This window comes from Adhaeribacter terrigena (genome assembly GCF_016623615.1).
In the GTDB taxonomy this organism is placed as follows: Bacteria; Bacteroidota; Bacteroidia; order Cytophagales; family Hymenobacteraceae; genus Adhaeribacter_A; species Adhaeribacter_A terrigena.
On sequence record NZ_JAEHFX010000001.1, the window covers coordinates 558,228 to 577,238 of the forward strand.

A 19,011-nucleotide genomic window follows, 5' to 3' on the forward strand; every position below is an offset into this window, starting at 1 on the left:
TATGGACATATTAAAAGAATTCCAGGCTGCAATTGAAATTGAATTTGCTAAAAATCTTCAGGAGTTTGAAGAGCAAAAGAAACTACCTTTAGACGAAAAGGTGGCTAAGGGTGTTACTATGACTAACCTAAAGGTTGAATTTGACTTTTATAATGGTTTGCCGAATCAGTATTGTTATTCGTTGTCAGGTTCTCAAGGATACATTTCGTCAGCGAAGATACTTTGTGACAACAATATCTCGAAATTCAAAGAAGGCAGCTCTGTTATTTTGAGTAATGGTGCACATCACTTTGAAATGGATATTGAAGAAGATAGTACAGAAAACTTTATTCTTAAACCCAGCGACTTCAATGTAAAGCACTGTTACATTGACACCAATAACTATCCAAATAATAATTGGGAAATAAATGCAGTAAATTCAGACATCAGCACTAAACTTCTTTTATATACTGGTGAAATTTTAAAAAACAAAGAAACAACGCTACGTAAAATTGATGACTTTTTAAACGGAATAACCAAAAATCACTTTCAAGATTATTCCCAAAAAAATGGCTACTTAAACGATTCGCAAAACTCGGCTTATTTGAAAGCCATAAATGCGAGTGATTTTTGCCTTATTCAGGGTCCTCCTGGAACTGGTAAAACCGAAACCATCGGAAACATCGCAAAGCACCTTATTGATTGTGGCTTAAAAGTATTCATTACTGCTCCAACTCATACGGCCATCAATAACTGTTTAAAAGCTGTTGCTTTAAAAGTTAAAGACAGTAGCAAAGTGATAAAGATTGGGGAAAAAGCAAGTAATAAAGAAGTACAGGAGAATCAATATGTGAGTAAGAAATCACGAGTAACATACTCCAGTTATTTAAATAATTCCAGCTACAGCCAAAAAGGTATTGCAATAGGCTCAACAGCTTATTCGCTTTGTTATCCTGGTAGTAAAAAGCTTGACGGATGGGAGTTTGATGTTTGTATTATAGATGAAGCGTCTCAATTGAGTATTCCATTATCCATAGCAGCAATGAGCAGGACAGGAAAATATATTTTCGTTGGCGATCACAAGCAACTTGACCCGATTATTCCAAAGGGTTCAAATAATGAGATGTTTGCAGAATCGATTTTTAGTAGACTGGCACGCATTTATCCCAACGAAATAAATCTCTTGAATACTTCCTATCGCCTTAATAACTCCCTCATTAAAATTCCAAACACCTTGTTTTATGAGAATCTACTTCAATCGGCTTCTTCTACACTAGAGGATAACTCGCAATATATTTGCAATTATCAATCTGAAATTTTAAATAGTGATGCTCATAAACTTATATTGCACAATGTTTTTGATGGAAATCATCGTTCACAACACGAGTCAAAGATGGTTGCAGGTTTAGTTTCAGACCTCTTGCAAAACGGCGTGAATATCAAAGATATTGGTATTATGTCGCCATACAGAGCGCAAGTGAGGGAAATTAAAAAAGAGGTTAAAAAAGTACTGCCAAGGAGTATAATTAATCCATTCGAAACCTTACTTGTAGATACGGTTGATAGTATGCAGGGGCAGGAGAGGAATTATATCATTTACAGTTTGGCTAACTCTCATCCACTTGAATCCATGAGGCGATTAGACTTTTTCTACAGCCCAAATAGATTGAATGTGGCCATTACCAGAGCAATTAAAAAATGTTTTGTAATAGCTAACAAAAAGGTGTTTGACATAATAGATGATGAGTTAAAAGTTCACAAGGAATATCAAGATATAAAAGACAATCTTGACGTATTTAAACGATATTATTCTCTCTCTTCAAAAGCAGAGATAAACCAAACTGTAGAAGCAGAATGGTAATTGTATAGCCTTAACACGATTATGCGTTGAGCGCTATAGGAAGGCTATATACAACTGTATTCCGACTTTTTCAGCCCGGAACCCTACCGTTTAAAACAAAAAAAGCCCCGAAGCAATTCGGGGCTTTTTTAATGGGATTTAAGAAAACTTATTCCGATGCTTTCGGATCGGTTGGGGTTGGTTCTGAAGTTTCCGGCAGTTCGTCGGAAGCGCTTTTCGGGGCACCGTCTTTCGATTTTTCGGAAGAGAAGCTCAGTTGTTCTTTGCCTTCTTCGTAATCTACTTTTATAACGTCACCCTGCGCCATTTCGGCTTTCAGGATCTCTTCCGCGATTGGATCTTCGATGTATTTCTGAATGGCCCGGTTCAGCGGACGCGCGCCGTATTTCGGATCGTATCCTTTTTCGGCTACAAAGTCTTTTGCTTTTTCGGTGAGCTCAATTTTGTAACCCAAGGCCTGCACGCGTTTGTAGAGTTTGCCTAATGAAATATCGATGATCTTGAAGATATCTTCTTTGGCCAGCGAGTTGAACACGATGATATCGTCCAGACGGTTCAGGAATTCCGGCGAGAAGGTTTTCTTCAGGGAATTCTGAATGGTTGACTTCATGATATCGTCCATGTTTTCCTGGCGCGCCTTATTGGCAAAACCAATACCGGCTCCGAAGTCTTGCAGATCTCTGGCGCCAATGTTCGAAGTCATGATGATGATCGTGTTCCGGAAATCTACTTTGCGACCCAAGCCATCGGTTAAGATACCATCGTCTAACACCTGTAAAAGCAGGTTGTAAACATCCGGGTGCGCTTTTTCGATCTCATCTAAGAGCACTACCGAATACGGCTTTCTGCGGATCTTCTCGGTCAGCTGACCGCCTTCTTCGTATCCTACGTAGCCCGGAGGCGCTCCCACCAAACGCGATACGGAGAATTTCTCCATGTATTCGCTCATGTCAATTCGTACCAGAGAATCTTCTTTGTCGAACAGATACGTAGCAAGCACTTTCGCTAATTCGGTTTTACCAACGCCAGTAGGGCCTAAGAATACGAACGAACCGATCGGTTTTTTCGGATCTTTCAGACCCACGCGGGTACGCTGAATGGCTTTTACCAATTGCTGAATGGCGCGGTCCTGACCGATCACTTTGCCTTTCAGCTCGGTGCCCATGTTCAGGAGCTTGGCGCTTTCGTTCTGCGCTACGCGGCTTACCGGAATTCCCGTCATCATGGCAATTACTTCGGCCACGTTTTCTTCCTTCACGGTATAGCGTTTTTTCTTGGTTTCTTCTTCCCAGTTTGCTTTCGCTTTATCCAGCTGATCGATGAGTTTTTTCTCTTTATCGCGGAGCTGGGCAGCTTCTTCGTATTTCTGGCTTTTTACCACCTGGTTTTTCTCTACCTTAATATTTTCGATAGATTCTTCCAGTTTCAGGATGTCTTCCGGCACCACAATGTTGTTGATGTGCACGCGGGCACCGGCTTCGTCCAGAATATCGATGGCTTTATCCGGCAGGAAACGGTCAGACATGTATCTATCCGATAACTTCACGCAAGCCTCAATGGCCTTGTCGGTGTACATTACGTGGTGGTGATCCTGGTATTTATCTTTGATGTTGTGCAGAATTTCCACGGTTTCTTCCGGCGTAGTTGGGTCTACCATCACGATCTGGAAACGACGGGCCAACGCACCATCTTTCTCGATGTACTGACGGTATTCATCCAGGGTAGTAGCGCCGATGCATTGGATTTCGCCGCGGGCCAAAGCCGGCTTGAACATGTTCGAAGCATCCAAAGAACCAGAGGCACCACCGGCACCAACAATCGTGTGGAGCTCATCGATGAAGAGAATCACGTCCGGCGATTTTTCCAGTTCGTTCATCACCGCTTTCATGCGTTCTTCGAACTGACCACGGTATTTCGTGCCGGCAACCAGAGAAGCCAGATCCAAGGTAACTACGCGCTTGTTAAAAAGCACGCGGCTTACTTTTTTCTGAATGATTCTTAACGCTAAACCTTCGGCAATGGCAGTTTTACCAACGCCCGGCTCACCAATAAGGATCGGGTTATTTTTCTTACGGCGGCTCAATACTTGGGCTACGCGTTCAATTTCTTTTTCGCGGCCCACGATCGGGTCGAGCTTATCTTCTTCGGCCAGTTTCGTTAAGTCGCGGCCGAAATTATCGAGTACCGGAGTACGGGATTTTTCGCCGGGCTTTTTGGCAGTGGAACTTCCGGAACGGGAAGAAGCACTGCTGCCGAATAATTTGTCGTCGTCGTTGTCGTCAGTATCTGAAGAGGCAATGGGGTTGTTCTGCTGATAGTCCAGCGAATCTCTGATAGCTTCGTAGTTCACGTTAAATTTGGCTAGAGTTTGAGATGAAATATTGTCTTCGTCCCGGAGGATGGAGAGTAATAAGTGTTCAGTGCCGATAATATCGCTTTTGAAGATCTTGGCCTCCAGGTACGTAATTTTCAGTACTTTTTCGGTTTGCTTCGTGAGCGGAATACTGCCGGTTATGTTGGTATTCGGAGAAGCGGTATTGCGGGTTGCCTGTTCGATGGAATATTTTAATTCGTCGATGGAAACGCCGAGTTTTTTGAGCAGGGCAATGGCGGTTCCTTCCCCTTCGCGGATCATGCCCAGCAAAAGGTGTTCGGTTCCTATATAGTCGTGCCCAAGGCGAATGGCTTCTTCGCGGCTAAGCGAGATCACTTCTTTCACCCGGTTAGAAAATTTAGCTTCCATGTATATGTATTTGTAAAATAATTTATTTTTTTAACTGCTGCCGCACTTGCCGGAACCGTTTTCTTTTAATTTAAACAAACAGCCAGCCTTAATTGTTCAGGTTTGGAGATTGGCGCTTTGCTGGTAGCCGGCCGCTTCGGGGCCCTGGTTGAAGAGCAGGTCGAGCATGCTCAGGTTGGGTGCAAATTGCCTGCCAAACACCTGGTTATACGGTTTTAGTGTCAGGCTGTCAGGTGCTTTTTTCGGGTGAATGCCGGAACGTAAATCTTGTACTGGTTTCTCATATTTTTCCTCATAACGTTCGGTTAAACGCAGGGGTTTTGAAAATTTTAAAAATTTAATATATAAGCGCAGAAATTCGCGGTTCAATTCAAACAGGAAACGCGGTTGCTGCCGGTAAATTGCCTCAAAATAATCGGCATAGAACTCGAAATAAGGCGAATTGCCGTAGGCCGATTTTATCGTGCGCCAGTGCGTGTTCACCCAGTTCTGTTCGTAGTCTATTTCCAGTTCGGTAATTACGGTTTTGCGGTTGCCGCCTTTTACGGGTACGGTTAAGGCCAAAGGCCCTTGCGAGGTAAGAATATGGCAGCGGTTGCGGTAGCTTTGTTTTATATAGTTTTCGTGCGCTTCTATTAAAAGCTCATCGGCGTTAAAAGCGTGCTGAAACCAGGCAATGCTGGGGTGGTAGTGCAGTTCGGTTAGTAAAATCATAGCGTGGTTCGGGAACTTCCCGATTGCGATATTACTTATTTTACGTAACTTTAAGGTATTTATTGCAGACGTATGTTTTTGAAACGTTTTACTTTTCTGGCCATTTTGGCTACCGTTTTTTCGGCCGCCCACGGCAAGCAACTCGACGCTACGTTCGATCTGGTGCGTTTTAAAGCCACCGACAAGCAGAATATGGTGGAACTGTATTGTTCGGTGAACGGCAATTCGGTGATCTATAAAAAAGTGCCCGGCGGTTATCAGGCTTCCGTGGCACTGGAAGTGCAGGCAGCCGATTCGGCCGGTATCCGCCATTTCGATAAGCTTTTAATGAAGTCGCCGGTAGTGCAGGATACGGCCGTTTTTCAGCCGGCTTTTAACCTGCAGAAGCGTATTTTTCTGCCGAACGGTAACTTTAAATTCAGCATAAAAGCCCAGGATGCCAACAGCAAACAGCCGGCCAGCAATATTGAGCTGCCGCTGCTGGTAAACTATAAAAAGGATGCCGTGCAGCTCAGCGATATTCAGCTGATCGATTCGTATTCCAAATCTTCGGAGAAAAATGAATACACCAAAAACGGGTATAAACTGGTAAGCTACGTTTCTAATTTTTACCCCAAAGGCCTGAACAAACTGAGTTTCTACACCGAAATTTATAACGCCGAAAACGTACTGGGCAAAGAGAAACCGATGGTGGTTTTTTACCGCATTGTGCCTACCCGCGACAATTTGGCCAAACTCACCATTGCCGGCCAGAAAGTGATGAAAGCCGCGCCGGCCAACGTGCTGCTGCAGGAACTGGATATTACTACGCTGGCTTCGGGAAATTACGATCTTTTTGTGGAAGTGCGCAACGAAGAAAACAAAGTGGTAGCTACGCAGCGCCGCCTCATTCAACGCAGCAATCCGCTTACCATAAACGAAGAAGTAGCTATAAATGCCGTAAGCCCGAATGTGAAAGACACCGATCTGCCGCCGGCATTTACCAACCTGGATTCCACTAAATTCGATCTTTACCTGTATTCGCTGAAACCGATCGCGAATGCTACGGAAAATGCGTTTATAGATAAAGTAGCCAAGAACGGCAGCAATTTTCAGAAACGGAGTTACCTGTATAATTTCTGGAAAAAACGCGACGACGAAAACCCGGAACGGGCATGGCTCGAGTACAAAACGCGGATTGAAGTTGTGGAGAAATCATTCGCCAACCAGACTTTCCACGGGTATGAATGTGATCAGGGGCGCGTGTATCTGCAATACGGCCCGCCCAGCAAGATCAGCGACGAACGTACCGACGTAAACCGCAGCTCGTCGCGTAACACCGATTCACGCCCTTACCAGATCTGGCAATATTATACGTTAGGCGATCAGCGGAACCGCATGTTTGCGTTTGTGGAAATGAATTTAGGTAACTGTTATTCGCTGCTGCATTCTACGGCTAAAGGGGAAATTAACAATGTAGCCTGGCGGGCACAAGCCAGGTATAAATATGCAGGCTCCAAAAATCAGAGTGGTTTCGATCGTGATTCTGAACAAGGCAGCTATTTAGACAGCGAAGGCAACGAAACGCAAACGCCGGGGCAACGCCTGCCGCAGAACCGCTAAGTTATTGGCATGCAGGCGTACCCTCCTAAAAAACGTTATTACCCGTTGTGGTGGCTTTTGCTGGCCGTTTCCAGGTTGCCGTTTCCGTTGCTGTATTTACTTTCCGACTTTTTATGCCTGATCCTGTACCGTTTTATCGGGTATCGAAAAAAAGTGGTCAGGTTGAATCTGGAACGGAGTTTCCCGGAAAAAACGGCGGTCGAAATTGAAAGCCTGATTCCCGCTTTTTACCATAACCTTTGCGACGTAATTGTAGAAACTCTGAAGCTGGCTACCATTACAAAGGCCGAAATGCGAGGAAGAACCAGCCATCCCGATTCAGAAGTTTTTGTAAAGGCCGCATCAGCCGGTCCGGTTATAATTCTGGGTTCGCACCAGGCTAACTGGGAGTGGGCTTTGCCCGGCGCGGCGGCGCATTTCAGCTTTCCGGCCGATGGTATTTATAAAGTCCTGAATAACGAATTTTTCGAATGGTTCATGCTCCGTACGCGTACGCGTTTCGGGCAGCATTTAATAAATATGAAAGACACGCTGAAGGATTTTATCCGCCGCAAAAATATTCCCCGGGCTATCAGCATGCTTTCGGACCAGACCCCGCCGCGCGGCGAAATCCAGTACTGGACCACCTTTCTGAACCAGGACACCGCTTTTTATGTAGGCGCCGACAAACTGGCAGCTACCTTTAAATACCCGGTTTTTTTCGTGGAATGTGTGCGGGTTAAAAGAGGCTTTTACGAATACCGCATTTCGCAGCTCTGGGACGGTAAAACAACGTTAGAAAACGAAGCATTCCCGATCACAGAACGCTATGCCCGCAAGCTCGAAAAGTCTGTGCAGGCAAATCCGGCGGCTTATTTATGGTCGCATAAACGCTGGAAACACGCCAGACCGGTTGCAAATGAAATGGCTGGGATGCAATAAAAAACGCTAGGCTTTCGGGCCTGAAAACTAAAAACGCTATACTTTTGAAGCCCAAAAGTATAGCGTTTTTTTTTTGCGTTGTGGAGCAACGTTTTTACAGATATTCCTCCAACTCACCGGCACCTTCGCGTACCACTTCAAAGGCATCGTCTACGCAGTTTACAACCGTAGAAGCAATGTTGTTGCCGTAGCCGCCGTCTATCACGGCATCTACCAGGCCGCGGTATTTTTCATAGATCAGTTCCGGGTCGGTAGAATATTCAATTACCTCGTCTTCGTCATGAATGGAAGTGGAAATAATGGGGTTGCCGAGTTCGCGTACCAGCGTTAAGCAAATATCGTTTTCCGGCACCCGAATGCCCACGGTTTTCTTTTTGGCGCCGCCGAATTTGGGCACTTTGCTGCTCGCTTCCAGAATAAAGGTAAACGGGCCGGGCAAGGCTTTTTTCATTACTTTATAGGTTTGCGTAGAAATGCCTTTGGCGTAATCGGAAATGTGCGTCAGGTCGGAGCAGATAAACGAAAGATTGGCTTTCTCGGGTTTAATGCCTTTTATCTGGCAGAGTTTTTCTACTGCGCGGGCGTTGTGCAGGTCGCAGCCAATGCCGTAAATGGTATCAGTGGGGTAAATAATAATGCCGCCCTGGCGTAAAATATCCACTACTTCCAGGATCTTTTTCAGGGGCGGGTTCTCGGGATGAATTTTAATGAATTGAGCGTTTTTCATAGGAAGGTTAAGGTAGCGCAAAAATAAAAAAGGCTTCAGTTATTACTGAAGCCTTTTAAATAAGTTTGGTTTCGCTTAGTTAATTTTAACGAAACGTTTTACGGCAACGCCTTGCTGGGTAGCAATGCGCAGGGAGTAAACGCCTGCCGGGAAATTAGCAACGTTCAGTTCAGTAGCAGTAGCCGGAACATTGGCAACTACCTGGCCTAAGCTGTTCACTACCGAAATAACGGCATTCTTCGTGTTTACTGCGCTCAGGTTTAGTTTCAGTACGCTGGCAACCGGGTTTGGATAAATGCTGATCTGCTTGTTCAGGTTTTCAGAAACACCCGTTACGTTACGAAGATCAGATAAACGGCGCGGAATGATCTGGTATCCTTCATCGCGTGGATCGGTTTGGTCAAACTGACCACCAATACCTGTTACTACGAAAATGCCGGTTGGTGCAGGAATGGTATGTAGGTTAGAGCTTGGAACAACCCGTAATCTGTAGGTGTTCGTGCCATCCGTTACATCAACATCAGCAGCAGATGAGCTGGTTGGCCACTGGTTAGGATCTACTAAAGAAACCGGGTTTGCCAGCGTGATCAGTTCAGACTCAGTGCTTTCGTTCAAAACGGTTACTACAGCCGGCTGAATCAAAGTGCGGTTGTTGGCTAAAACCACAATAGAATCCAAGCTGATCTGGGTAAGGCCGTTGAAGTGTCCAACTGTACCAACAACATAAACTGAATCGCCTTCAACAGGAGCTGTGGCAGGAACTACCGCAGCAGAAGTTGTGAACAGACCAATACCGCCGGTGTTGTCAATTAAAGTAAGTTGTAAACCGGTTGTGCGTTGGTTTTCGCCGTAAAGGGTGCCATAAACTCTGACTTTTACGCCTAAAGAATCTGGCTGGAGCGTGGTAGCGTTGTTGGTAGTAATCTGTGCTACAGTATAAGTAGGAATCGGGGCAACTTCGTTATCCTGGATTGTTAACGTGAAAGAAGAAGTGCCTAAAGTAACGCCGGTAGAAGGGTTGCTCAGAGTTAAAACCACAGTTTCGTTCTGCTCCAGAATTGCATCGTCTAAAATGGTGATGGTTAAGATTCTGGAAGTAGTATCACCAGCAGCCCAGTTCAGGGTAGAACCTGTGAACGTGAAGTCGGTGCCAGCAGTAGCCGTTCCGGTAGTTGCTAAAGCTACATCGGCAGAAGTTGCTGCTGTAGTGCTTGGGTTCGTAATTCTTACTCTTACTGCATGCGTACCGCCGGTTACATTTTCAGCAACGGTTGCCGCAGCAGTTTTAAAGCCTACCGTTGGACCAGCTGGAGCAGCAACACAGTTGGAAGTATGAGAACCGAAACCGGTATAGTCCGTGTCGATGAAATCATTCCATTCAGTAGCTAAGGCAGGAAAAGGGCAAGTAGTGTTTGTCCCGGAAGTTCCCGGAGTTACGGAAGTAATACCAGCACTTACAGTAACTTTCCGGCGCAGGGTGCGGTCTTTAGTGCTTAAAGTTGCAGTACCGTTATTCCAATCCGATCCCGGATCGCAGCCGATATTGCCAATAATATCAACGAATGATTCTGTGGTGCCAACCGTTTTTACAATAGCCAGTGCATCATCACCGTTAAAAGTCATTGGGTTCGCAGTGGTGCCTGTAGTAGTTACATCGGCAGTTGCGAGCAAACCAGCACCAGCCTGGCCGTTTACAATCACCAAAACATCGCCGGAGGCTATTGTGCCCGTTAATTGCAGGGTAGCAGTAGGAGCCGTGGCAAGCGCGCCGTTGGAATATAATTTTACTGAATAAGCCGAGAGGCTGATCGCAGCATTGGTAGGATTGTAGATTTCTACCGCTTTATTGTTGCCGCTTGCTCCTTCAGTATATTCAGAGAAGAATAGATCAGAGCAACCTGTGGTTTGCGCCTGAGCTTCAGAAGCAGCGAAAGCAGTGCTGGAAAGCACCAAAGTCATCACTCCCAGTTTTTTTAAGTAATTCTGGATCATAAATTAAAGGTTAATTGAATATTCCGACTAAAATAAGTGTTAATTTTGCAGGTCAAAACTACTCAAAATTAAGACAAAGGGCAAATTCAAGTGCATTAAGAATTTGTTATCCAAATTATGGCAACCAAACAAAAATCAAAACCCCGCAATAAAACGCTTACGTATCTGCTGGTGCTGCTGTTGTTCCTGTTCGTGAGCTTTTCGTATTACGCTTACCAGATCATGTATACCGATAACGTAGATACCAAAGGCAAGCCAACCTACGTGCGCATCCGCAAAGACCAGAGCTACGAAGCCGTTATGGATTCGATCGAGGCCAAAGGTGTGATCATCGATAAACTGGCGTTCCGGTTTATGGCCAAACTCATGAATTACGATAAACTGGTAAAACCGGGCCATTATCAGATCCCGGATAATGCCACCAATTACCAGCTTATTGGTATTCTGCGTTCGGGCCGGCAGACGCCTATCAAACTTACCTTCAATAATATTCGCCTGAAAGATGACCTGGCTGCCAAACTGGCCGGTTACCTGGATGCCGAAGAAGATGAGTTCCGTGAAATGTTCAACGACGAAGAATATCTGAAGCAATTCGGTTTCACGCCCGAAACCATTATGCTCATGTTTATTCCGAATACTTACGAATTGTACTGGAATACCACGCCGGAGCAACTTATGGAGCGGATGAAAAAGGAATACGATAAATTCTGGACCGCCGAACGCATTGCCAAAGCTAAAAAACAGGGTTTAACCAAGAAGGAAGTTTCCGTTTTAGCTTCTATTGTAGAAGCCGAGCAAAACCAGCACCCCGACGAAAGACCCAGAATTGCCGGCGCCTACCTGAACCGTTTAAAAAGGGGCATGGCCCTGGAAGCTGACCCGACCGTAGTTTTTGCTGTTGGCGATTTTTCTATCCGGCGGGTTTTAAACAAGCATTTACAAACAGATTCGCCGTACAATACCTATAAATACAAAGGCTTGCCGCCCGGCCCGATCAATCTGCCAGCCATTCCTTCTATAGACGCGGTGTTGAACCCGGAAAATCATAAATACATTTATTTCTGCGCCAAAGAAGATTTTTCGGGCTACCACAGCTTTGCCGAAACTTTTCCGGAACACTTAGCCAATGCCCGGCGCTACCAGAAAGCCCTAACGGACGCCAAGATCATGAAGTAATTTAAATGGTTAAATGGTTAAATTACTGATTGTTAAATGGTTGGTTTGATTTGCGGGGGGCTTTTGAATGAAGCCTGACTTTTAAAGCTGAAGAACATACCGTTTTAACCATTAAGCAATTTAACCATTAAACCATTTAGCTTAACTTTCGGTCGTTATAAACGGTATGCTTTCCGGAGTAAAAACTCGAAACGGCAGGGCAGAATTTCTAAAAAAAATAAGCAATCAACAATTTAAACATTAAGCCATTTAACCATTAAACATGTACCAGACCGACGTTGAGATAAGAGTGCGCTATTCCGAAACCGACCAGATGGGCTACGTGTATTACGGCAATTACGCGGCTTATTTTGAAGTGGCCCGTACCGAAGCATTCCGGCGGTTAGGCATTCATTATAAGGAAATGGAAGCGGATGGCGTAATGATGCCGGTGCTCGAACTGAAAACCAAATTCATCCGCCCGGCCAAGTACGACGATCTGCTCACCATCCGGTTGTTTCTGAAGCAATACCCTACGGGTGCCCGCATTTTATTTGAGTACGAAGTTTTTAACGAAGCCCAGGAATTGCTGACCATTGGCGAAACCACCATGGTTTTTGTAGACATGAAAACCGGCCGGCCAACGCCAACGCCGCAGGAAATTCAGCAAACAATGGCACCATATTTTGCCGATGGGGTTACACGATAAATACATTAAACACAGCCGCCTGTACCGCCTCTTCATTGTAGCCTTGAAGAAGTTCCGGTTCAATAACGGGCAGGCTTCGGTTTACGATGTACTTACGGTGCTCATTCACGAAGTGAAGCTCGATTCGGTAACCAAGCGTTCGAGTTACATGGCTTATAACTTTACGCTTTCCATTTTCCCGGCCATTATTTTTCTTTTCACCCTCATTCCCTACATCGGCGGACAGGATTTTAACGATAATATTATTGATTTTCTGCGCGACTTTATGCCGCCGGAAATGTTCAATGCAGCCGAAGGAACTATTAACGATATTGTGAACCAGCCGCGCGGTGGGTTATTATCAGTCGGGTTTTTATTTGCGCTGGTGCTTTCCAGTAACGGCATTATGTCGTTGCTCGATACCTTCGATAAAAAATATCATACCTTCCAGAAACGCAGTTATTTTAAAAAGCGGGTTATTGCCACGATACTTACCATTGTGCTGGCGCTGATTCTGTTTATTGCCATCGCCGCCATTTTCTTTGGTACCTATATTCTGGACGTGCTGGTTTATTACGACGTGGTTACCGAAACTTCTACCTACGGCCTGATCCAGGTGCTGAAATATATTTCAGTGGTTTTCCTGTTTTTGCTGGCTACCTGCATGATCTATTATTACGTGCCTGCCATTCAGGATAAATGGCCTTTTTTCTCGGCCGGCGCCGTGGTCTCCACCGTGCTGATCTTTCTTATTTCCTGGCTTTTTTCGCTTTACATCAGCAGCTTCGATACGTACAACCACCTTTACGGCTCTATTGGCGCACTGGTAGGTTTAATGATCTGGCTCGATTTTGTTTCTATGATCCTGATCCTGGGCTTTGAAATTAATGTCAGTATCGATACGGTTACCAAGCGGCTGGAGAAGTAGTAGTGACTTTTTAAGGGTGAAAAGATAGCGTTTTTTCGGTCATTTCGACGATAGGAGGGTCTATTTAAGCTAAAAGGAAAGTTTACTTTTGAGTTTTTAAGCTTGAAAGGATAGCTTTTTTATAGCTGCCTCTTTTTTTAACTAATTCCCTTTTACTTTCAATTAAACTTTTTCCCTCAAGCCGGGCGGCTTCGTTTCTGCGTTCGCGGCTGCAACCCTTCTTGCCCTGCCGGGCTGCCTCGTTCCTCGGCACCGGAAGTCTTGGAGGCCGCTCTCACAGAAACTGGTGTCATTCTCCTTCGTAGCTCGCTTCTTTTTAGTTTAGTTTCTCAAATAACGTGATTTTCAAGGGGCGCTGCGCTGGCGAGGAATAAGATAATTTGGACCTGCACCCACAAGAGGTGCTTCCTCGGGTGTTTAATCCTGCCCATCCTTTAATCTCAAAAATCGTGTTCAATGAAATTTACAGAAGCAGAGATAAGGTTGAGATACTTTTGCTTTAAAATCAGATAGATAGGTTTCGGGTGGGAAAAAACTGAAACTTTTTTTCAATTTTTTCCGAAAATGGTTTTGTAAATTCAATTCAGGTGCATACTTTTGTATCATCAAAACAGAGAGGTGGCAGAGTGGTCGATTGCGGCGGTCTTGAAAACCGTTGACTGTTAAAGGTCCGGGGGTTCGAATCCCTCCCTCTCTGCAATCTAAAAGCCCTAAATTGCTATGTATCAGCGATTTAGGGCTTTTTTTATTGCCCTGTCGTCAAAAAATAGTCAAATAATTTTTTCTATAGGGTTTTATAGAATTTTTTTTTCATAGCTTGTGCCATGTTCTCTTAGCCAAGAAGCATTTATTCTGCATTGTTAGATTTTTTTGCCATGCCAAAGTTTGTTAATAATACCCATGTAACAGGAGAAAGAGGTGTTTTAGCTTTCAGCACCTATTGCAATAAGCATAATCCATATATTATTTTCAGAGAGGTTACTAAAAATGATTTTGGGATTGATGGGGAGGTAGAAATAGTTAGAACTAATGAAGAAGGTAAAAAAGAAGCAACGGGCGAGGTTTTGAAAGTTCAGATTAAATCTACAGCTTCTGATAAAGGTTATATCCGCCGAGAGACTGATGAAGAAATAGAGTTCCAAGCAAAAAAGGAAGATATTGAATATTGGTCTAAATATAGCTTAGATGTATTATTGGTGCTTTATGATGATAGGAATGAGAAGTTATACTGCCGGAAGATTGAAAAGGTAGATCTGGCGAAAGTAAAACTAAAGAATAGCCAACCAATCATTTTTAATAAAAATGAAAATTTATTAGAAGTAGCTGATAATAAATTCGTTCTGAAATTTTCTCATAAATTTAAGCAAAGGGTGAATTTTGATGCGGATGAACTACTTTTGAGTAACATGCTGCATTTTAAGGCGCATCCAAGAGTAGTCTATAAATTTGATTCAAAATTTACTACTAAAAGAAGAATCTTTGAAGAATTAGAGCAGGACGAAGCTCCAATTTTTGTTTTAAATAGTAACTCTATTTTAACATTCTTTGATGAATCCGAGTTAAGTGAAGGATTTAAATCGAAAATTTTAGCTTCTGATGTAAAGGAAACGGTTTATTATAATGATATATTAGAGGATAGAGCTCTTAGAAATAATTATATTGAACTGATAAATGAGTATGTTAGAAAGCATTTGTATTCTAAAAGGTTAAAATTCAACAAAGATTATAAGAGATATTATTTTGCAAAACCCTCTGAGGCAGATAGTAGGGAAATAAGTTACCGATCTCGGAAGATGAATAGATCGACTCCCAGAACAGTTGTTAATAAGTACACTTATGGTAAAGATACTTTTTATAGACATGCGGCTTTAGGAATCGAATACCACTTTATAGAAGATAAGCTATATTTTGTAATGAATCCTAAATATTTATTTACCCATGATGGGAACGATACACTCTCTCCAGATAAAATTACAAAATATACAAACTTCTTAACAGCCCGAGAGTTTAATCAGCAGATTCTCAATACCGTTCATTTTTTCTTTGATTATCTTTCAAACGTAGAAGATGGAATTAGTCTTTGGGATTATAATAAGCATAAAATCTTATTAAGTAAGTATATTTCTTTCTTTGTTAAATTTGGAATCCCATTAGATACACGCAAAGATAGGGGTAGAAAAAATGAAAATAGAAACGGTTTAAAGCAGGCAGAATTGTTTTAGAGATGAAAGTAGAGTTATTAAAGGAGCCTTTGTTAGAATTCGGTAATGATTTTCTATGCGATGATCCAAAGACTGGTATTACAGTTGGAGGTTTTTTTTCATTAACTAATAAGACCCACCGTACTGAATTGCATTATGCATTAATTGGTACTAATAACGGAATAGAAGCGGCAATTGATTGGTTAAAAAGCTTTGAAGATGAAATAGAAGCCTCACCTAAAGATTTAATCTCGGTTGATGATTTTGAAATAAATGATGGGCAGGTAGTTCAATCTGAAAGTGAATATCAATTATTTGATACCGAAATAGATAGTAATGCTACCGATAGAACAACTTTTGAGCAAAGTAAAAGGCTTAATCCTAACTTTCCTGGTTTTAGGACAGATTCCATTTTTGAATGTGAATTCGTTAACGATGATGCTAATAACAAGGTAGTTAAAGAAATTTCGATAAGCAATATTCTAAACGATAAAGAAATAGATCCTTTAGATAAGGCTATTCGAGTTGCTGATCTTTATGTTAACGCTTATAAAGAAATTATAGAAGATAGTATCTCGAAACCAACTGTTTGCTTTTTAATAATTCCTGCAAAAGTATATGATAAATTTTCTTCAGTTAGATATCATGGTAATCATTACTTCAATTTAAGAAGATACTTAAAAGCTCAATTGATTAGCATTCCCAATTCTATTCCAGTGCAAATCATCCTGGAGGATACACTTACTGGTAAGAAGAAATCTTTACAGGACTTATCAATGCAGGCTTGGAATTTTATTGTAGCTAATTACTATAAGACTTCTGCGACACCCTGGACACTAACTCTGAAAGATAAACATACGTGCTTTATAGGTATTAGCTTTCATAAAGTACTGGATTCAGATTCAAACGTTTTAAGATCAAGCATTGCCCAGGCATTCGATTATGAAGGTAAAGGGGTGATTTTTATTGGGAAACAATTTGAATGGAACTCTAAATTAACGAATACTGCAGCTCCGCATTTAACCCATGATTATGCGCAGGATTTAATTAAAAAGGTGCTTTTAGAGTATAAGAAGTACCATAAGAATCAAATGCCTACCAGGGTGGTAATACATAAAACAACTGATTTTTGGAATGTAGGCATTAATCAAGAATATGCTGAAGTGGAAGGATTTAAATCCGGGATCCACGAGCTTTTAGGGGAAGATGTTGAGATTGATTTAGTTACCTTAAAAGGATCTAACATTAAGCTTTTAAGAACGGGAGGTATTTACCCGCCCGTAAGAGGTACTTTACTTCATTTAAATCAGCAGCATGGAATATTATATACTACTGGGTATATACCTTATTATGAAACGTTTCCAGGAGTACATTTTCCTAAAGCTATAGAAGTAGAGATTTTCGAAGGCGAATCCACTCTCAAAAAAGTGTGTGATGAAATTATGGCCTTAACTAAAATGAATTTTAATAATTGTAGCTATTACGATAGTTTACCAATTACAATTCGATTTGCACAAAAGGTAGGTGAAATTATTCAGTACATTGATGATGGTGTAATTCCTCCAAATAAATATTATTATTATATGTAGGTTGGAAGTAATGTAACTCATTACTTCCAACTAAATTATTCGAACCCTTCTGCAAAAAACTCCGCCGGCGTAATCCCAAAGGCCTTAATCAGCTTCATTAAGCTGGTGAATTTAATATTTTCCCCATTTTCATACCTGTTAAATTGCGTTCTGGTGATATTATGTTCGTACGCAAAGTAATCAGCATTTGTATAGCCTTTCTGAATCCTTAAATCTCTAATTCGCTTTGCAAGCTTTTGAAGATCAGGGTCTTCTTTCTTGAGTTGTTTCTTGCTTTTTTGATCATTACTGCCACTGTTTAGCTCTGATTCGGAACTGGAGGTGGTTGCTTTTTCTGGCTTTTTCATGGCCAAAAATTAGATGATGCCCTCTTAAGGACTAACCTCTGTAAAGATTACCTTTTTTAAAGAACCTCTTTTAAGATTATTTTAAAGAGATTTTATATATTTGGACGTCAATCAAACATCTGATAAATGAAAAGAGCATGTCTACTTTTGCTGGTTTTAGTTATACCATTTATTCTAAAGGGTCAGGAGTTGCCTTGTAAAGCAAAGTATCGTGATGGGCGTTGCAAAGAACGTTATCGTGAAGACTCAAATGGGGAAATACATGGGAAATACATCTTATATAACGAAGCGGGTGTTGTATCTTCAAGAGGTAATTTTAATCATGGTAAAGCTCAAGGCTGTTGGGAATTTATTTATTCGGACGGCACCGAATATAAGTGGTATGAAAATGGCAAGGAGGTTTACTTTCATTCAAATCACTATTCACCTATTGTTTCCTATGCTCAGGCAATCCAGCTGCAGAAAAAGTATGAGGCTGTACACAAAGCAAAAATGGCAGAGGTTAGGAAGTTAGAAGCAAAGGCAGAAGCAGAGAAAGAGGCCTTAGCAGCCAAGGTAAGGAGAGAAGAAGAAATTGAGTACCAAAAGAAAGTCGAATCAGAGGCTGCAAAAGCGAAATACGTAGCTGAAGCTCCAGATAGGGCTCTAACTGCCATGAAAACCAAAAGCGGGCCGGCACTTGATCCAAATTCATTGGTATACTTATCAAATAGCTATTATCTCAATAAGGGCTCATACGCTAACATTACAAAACTGGCTGAATCAATTTCAGCCTTCAATGATTCTAATCCTGCTGATAGAATAACTGATATCTACATCATTGCACATGCACATAAGGGCTTGGAAAGTGATTCGGAGCAGAGCAGAAAGCAGGATAATATTTTATTTTTGCTTACGCTAAACAGAGCGGTTATGGTAAAAACCATTTTAGCCAATAAAACTAAGGATATTAAATTTCATCTAATACCAGTAGGAACAAAAATTCCAGTTGGTACAACGGCGGCAGAGAACAGTAGAACTGAAATATTTTATGAAGCAAACTCTGAAGTTAATAATGCTCGAACAGTATTTTCTACCTTGGCAGGCCATTATAAGGTAGCAAATGAAAATGGTGAATATGTTGGAGAGAATATTGTAAAAAATGATTTGTTAAGAGCAGTAGTTCTTAGTAATTTGAGGTCTTACTTTGATGCAAACCGAAAAGGTCAGTTTATTCCGATAGAACTTTGGGACGCTAATTTTGGCCAAGCCGAGAAGGATCTGGATAAGTTTAAGAAAGAACTACTTAATATAGCCGGTTCAGATTATACCATTAATAAGTATGTTATTAAATATGAGTGATAAGCAAGTAGGTAGTTAACCATATAAATATGCATTCTTAAAGCCTTATAATTGTTTAAGATTATAAGGCTTTTTATTTAGGGATTTTATTAAAACCACTGGTTGATTGGTAAAGCATATTTGATGTAACTTGATTCCGGGTTTGACTTTTAATCGCTACAGGTTTCAAACTTAACATTAAATCATTACCTTACCCTAACTGTAGGAGGCAAAACAAAAGGTT

The 19,011-nt window shown here is 42.0% G+C and carries 14 protein-coding genes and 1 tRNA gene; 10 read left to right on the top strand and 5 right to left on the bottom strand.

Annotated elements, in window-relative coordinates; all coding sequences use genetic code 11:
* The first annotated feature begins 1 nt into the window (after position 1).
* A complete protein-coding gene (locus tag I5M27_RS02275; RefSeq protein ID WP_200504402.1) occupies positions 2-1,840 on the top strand; it encodes a DEAD/DEAH box helicase in 1,839 nt (612 codons plus the stop codon).
* 148 nt (positions 1,841-1,988) lie between these two features.
* Here I5M27_RS02275 and I5M27_RS02280 read toward each other — a convergent pair whose 3' ends face one another.
* Both I5M27_RS02280 and I5M27_RS02285 read right to left on the bottom strand, forming a co-directional pair.
* Complete coding sequence (locus I5M27_RS02280) at positions 1,989-4,583, bottom strand: ATP-dependent Clp protease ATP-binding subunit (protein ID WP_200504403.1); 2,595 nt, start codon at positions 4,581-4,583, stop codon at positions 1,989-1,991.
* A 96-nt stretch (positions 4,584-4,679) separates the two neighbouring features.
* Positions 4,680-5,297, bottom strand: a complete 618-nt coding sequence (locus tag I5M27_RS02285; RefSeq protein WP_200504404.1) for a WbqC family protein — start codon at positions 5,295-5,297, stop codon at positions 4,680-4,682.
* 72 nt (positions 5,298-5,369) lie between these two features.
* On the opposite strand from I5M27_RS02285, the gene I5M27_RS02290 reads away from it, so the two are divergent.
* Together I5M27_RS02290 and I5M27_RS02295 are read left to right on the top strand one after the other, a co-directional pair.
* The gene (locus tag I5M27_RS02290) at positions 5,370-6,899 is read left to right on the top strand and encodes a GWxTD domain-containing protein (protein ID WP_200504405.1); all 1,530 of its coding nucleotides are present in this window, start codon (positions 5,370-5,372) and stop codon (positions 6,897-6,899) included.
* A gap of 9 nt (positions 6,900-6,908) precedes the next feature.
* Positions 6,909-7,820, top strand: coding sequence for a lysophospholipid acyltransferase family protein (locus I5M27_RS02295; protein ID WP_200504406.1), 912 nt, complete (start codon positions 6,909-6,911; stop codon positions 7,818-7,820).
* Positions 7,821-7,914: 94 nt separating this feature from the next.
* Here the strand turns inward: I5M27_RS02295 and I5M27_RS02300 are convergent, their stop codons facing one another.
* Positions 7,915-8,547, bottom strand: coding sequence for an L-threonylcarbamoyladenylate synthase (locus I5M27_RS02300; RefSeq protein ID WP_200504407.1), 633 nt, complete (start codon positions 8,545-8,547; stop codon positions 7,915-7,917).
* A gap of 75 nt (positions 8,548-8,622) precedes the next feature.
* Positions 8,623-10,539, bottom strand: coding sequence for a T9SS type A sorting domain-containing protein (locus tag I5M27_RS02305; RefSeq protein ID WP_200504408.1), 1,917 nt, complete (start codon positions 10,537-10,539; stop codon positions 8,623-8,625).
* A 117-nt stretch (positions 10,540-10,656) separates the two neighbouring features.
* Here I5M27_RS02305 and mltG point away from each other — a divergent pair, with 117 nt between their 5' ends.
* The 6 genes from mltG to I5M27_RS02335 all read left to right on the top strand — a co-directional run bounded on the left by mltG (position 10,657) and on the right by I5M27_RS02335 (position 17,100).
* Entirely contained in the window at positions 10,657-11,715 is a 1,059-nt protein-coding gene (mltG, locus tag I5M27_RS02310; RefSeq protein WP_200504409.1) for an endolytic transglycosylase MltG, read from the top strand.
* Positions 11,716-11,977: 262 nt separating this feature from the next.
* A complete protein-coding gene (locus I5M27_RS02315) occupies positions 11,978-12,403 on the top strand; it encodes an acyl-CoA thioesterase (protein ID WP_200504410.1) in 426 nt (141 codons plus the stop codon).
* Positions 12,387-13,310 (top strand): YihY/virulence factor BrkB family protein, encoded by a 924-nt coding sequence (locus I5M27_RS02320; RefSeq protein ID WP_200504411.1) that lies wholly within the window; start codon positions 12,387-12,389, stop codon positions 13,308-13,310. Before I5M27_RS02315 ends, I5M27_RS02320 begins: the two co-directional genes overlap by 17 nt.
* Before the next feature lie 612 nt (positions 13,311-13,922).
* Positions 13,923-14,007 (top strand) — tRNA-Ser (locus tag I5M27_RS02325).
* Between the two features lie 178 nt (positions 14,008-14,185).
* Positions 14,186-15,532, top strand: a complete 1,347-nt coding sequence (locus I5M27_RS02330; protein ID WP_200504412.1) for a DUF4365 domain-containing protein — start codon at positions 14,186-14,188, stop codon at positions 15,530-15,532.
* A gap of 2 nt (positions 15,533-15,534) precedes the next feature.
* Positions 15,535-17,100 carry an argonaute/piwi family protein gene (locus I5M27_RS02335; protein WP_200504413.1) on the top strand — a complete coding sequence of 522 codons (1,566 nt, stop codon included), beginning with the start codon at positions 15,535-15,537 and terminating at the stop codon, positions 17,098-17,100.
* A 35-nt stretch (positions 17,101-17,135) separates the two neighbouring features.
* Here the strand turns inward: I5M27_RS02335 and I5M27_RS02340 are convergent, their stop codons facing one another.
* A complete protein-coding gene (locus I5M27_RS02340) occupies positions 17,136-17,447 on the bottom strand; it encodes a helix-turn-helix domain-containing protein (protein WP_200504414.1) in 312 nt (103 codons plus the stop codon).
* Positions 17,448-17,573: 126 nt separating this feature from the next.
* Here I5M27_RS02340 and I5M27_RS02345 point away from each other — a divergent pair, with 126 nt between their 5' ends.
* A complete protein-coding gene (locus I5M27_RS02345; protein WP_200504415.1) occupies positions 17,574-18,788 on the top strand; it encodes a toxin-antitoxin system YwqK family antitoxin in 1,215 nt (404 codons plus the stop codon).
* Positions 18,789-19,011 lie beyond the last annotated feature (223 nt).

What these genes read in the sequence shown, in the direction of transcription:
- I5M27_RS02290 (WP_200504405.1), top strand. Translation starts at nt 5,370, where the DNA reads ATGTTTTTGAAACGTTTTACTTTTCTGGCCATTTTGGCTACCGTTTTT.
- I5M27_RS02285 (WP_200504404.1), bottom strand. Translation starts at nt 5,297, where the DNA reads ATGATTTTACTAACCGAACTGCACTACCACCCCAGCATTGCCTGGTTT.
- mltG (WP_200504409.1), top strand. Translation starts at nt 10,657, where the DNA reads ATGGCAACCAAACAAAAATCAAAACCCCGCAATAAAACGCTTACGTAT.
- I5M27_RS02295 (WP_200504406.1), top strand. Translation starts at nt 6,909, where the DNA reads ATGCAGGCGTACCCTCCTAAAAAACGTTATTACCCGTTGTGGTGGCTT.
- I5M27_RS02330 (WP_200504412.1), top strand. Translation starts at nt 14,186, where the DNA reads ATGCCAAAGTTTGTTAATAATACCCATGTAACAGGAGAAAGAGGTGTT.
- I5M27_RS02275 (WP_200504402.1), top strand. Translation starts at nt 2, where the DNA reads ATGGACATATTAAAAGAATTCCAGGCTGCAATTGAAATTGAATTTGCT.
- I5M27_RS02345 (WP_200504415.1), top strand. Translation starts at nt 17,574, where the DNA reads ATGAAAAGAGCATGTCTACTTTTGCTGGTTTTAGTTATACCATTTATT.
- I5M27_RS02300 (WP_200504407.1), bottom strand. Translation starts at nt 8,547, where the DNA reads ATGAAAAACGCTCAATTCATTAAAATTCATCCCGAGAACCCGCCCCTG.
- I5M27_RS02340 (WP_200504414.1), bottom strand. Translation starts at nt 17,447, where the DNA reads ATGAAAAAGCCAGAAAAAGCAACCACCTCCAGTTCCGAATCAGAGCTA.
- I5M27_RS02320 (WP_200504411.1), top strand. Translation starts at nt 12,387, where the DNA reads ATGGGGTTACACGATAAATACATTAAACACAGCCGCCTGTACCGCCTC.
- I5M27_RS02280 (WP_200504403.1), bottom strand. Translation starts at nt 4,583, where the DNA reads ATGGAAGCTAAATTTTCTAACCGGGTGAAAGAAGTGATCTCGCTTAGC.
- I5M27_RS02315 (WP_200504410.1), top strand. Translation starts at nt 11,978, where the DNA reads ATGTACCAGACCGACGTTGAGATAAGAGTGCGCTATTCCGAAACCGAC.
- I5M27_RS02335 (WP_200504413.1), top strand. Translation starts at nt 15,535, where the DNA reads ATGAAAGTAGAGTTATTAAAGGAGCCTTTGTTAGAATTCGGTAATGAT.
- I5M27_RS02305 (WP_200504408.1), bottom strand. Translation starts at nt 10,539, where the DNA reads ATGATCCAGAATTACTTAAAAAAACTGGGAGTGATGACTTTGGTGCTT.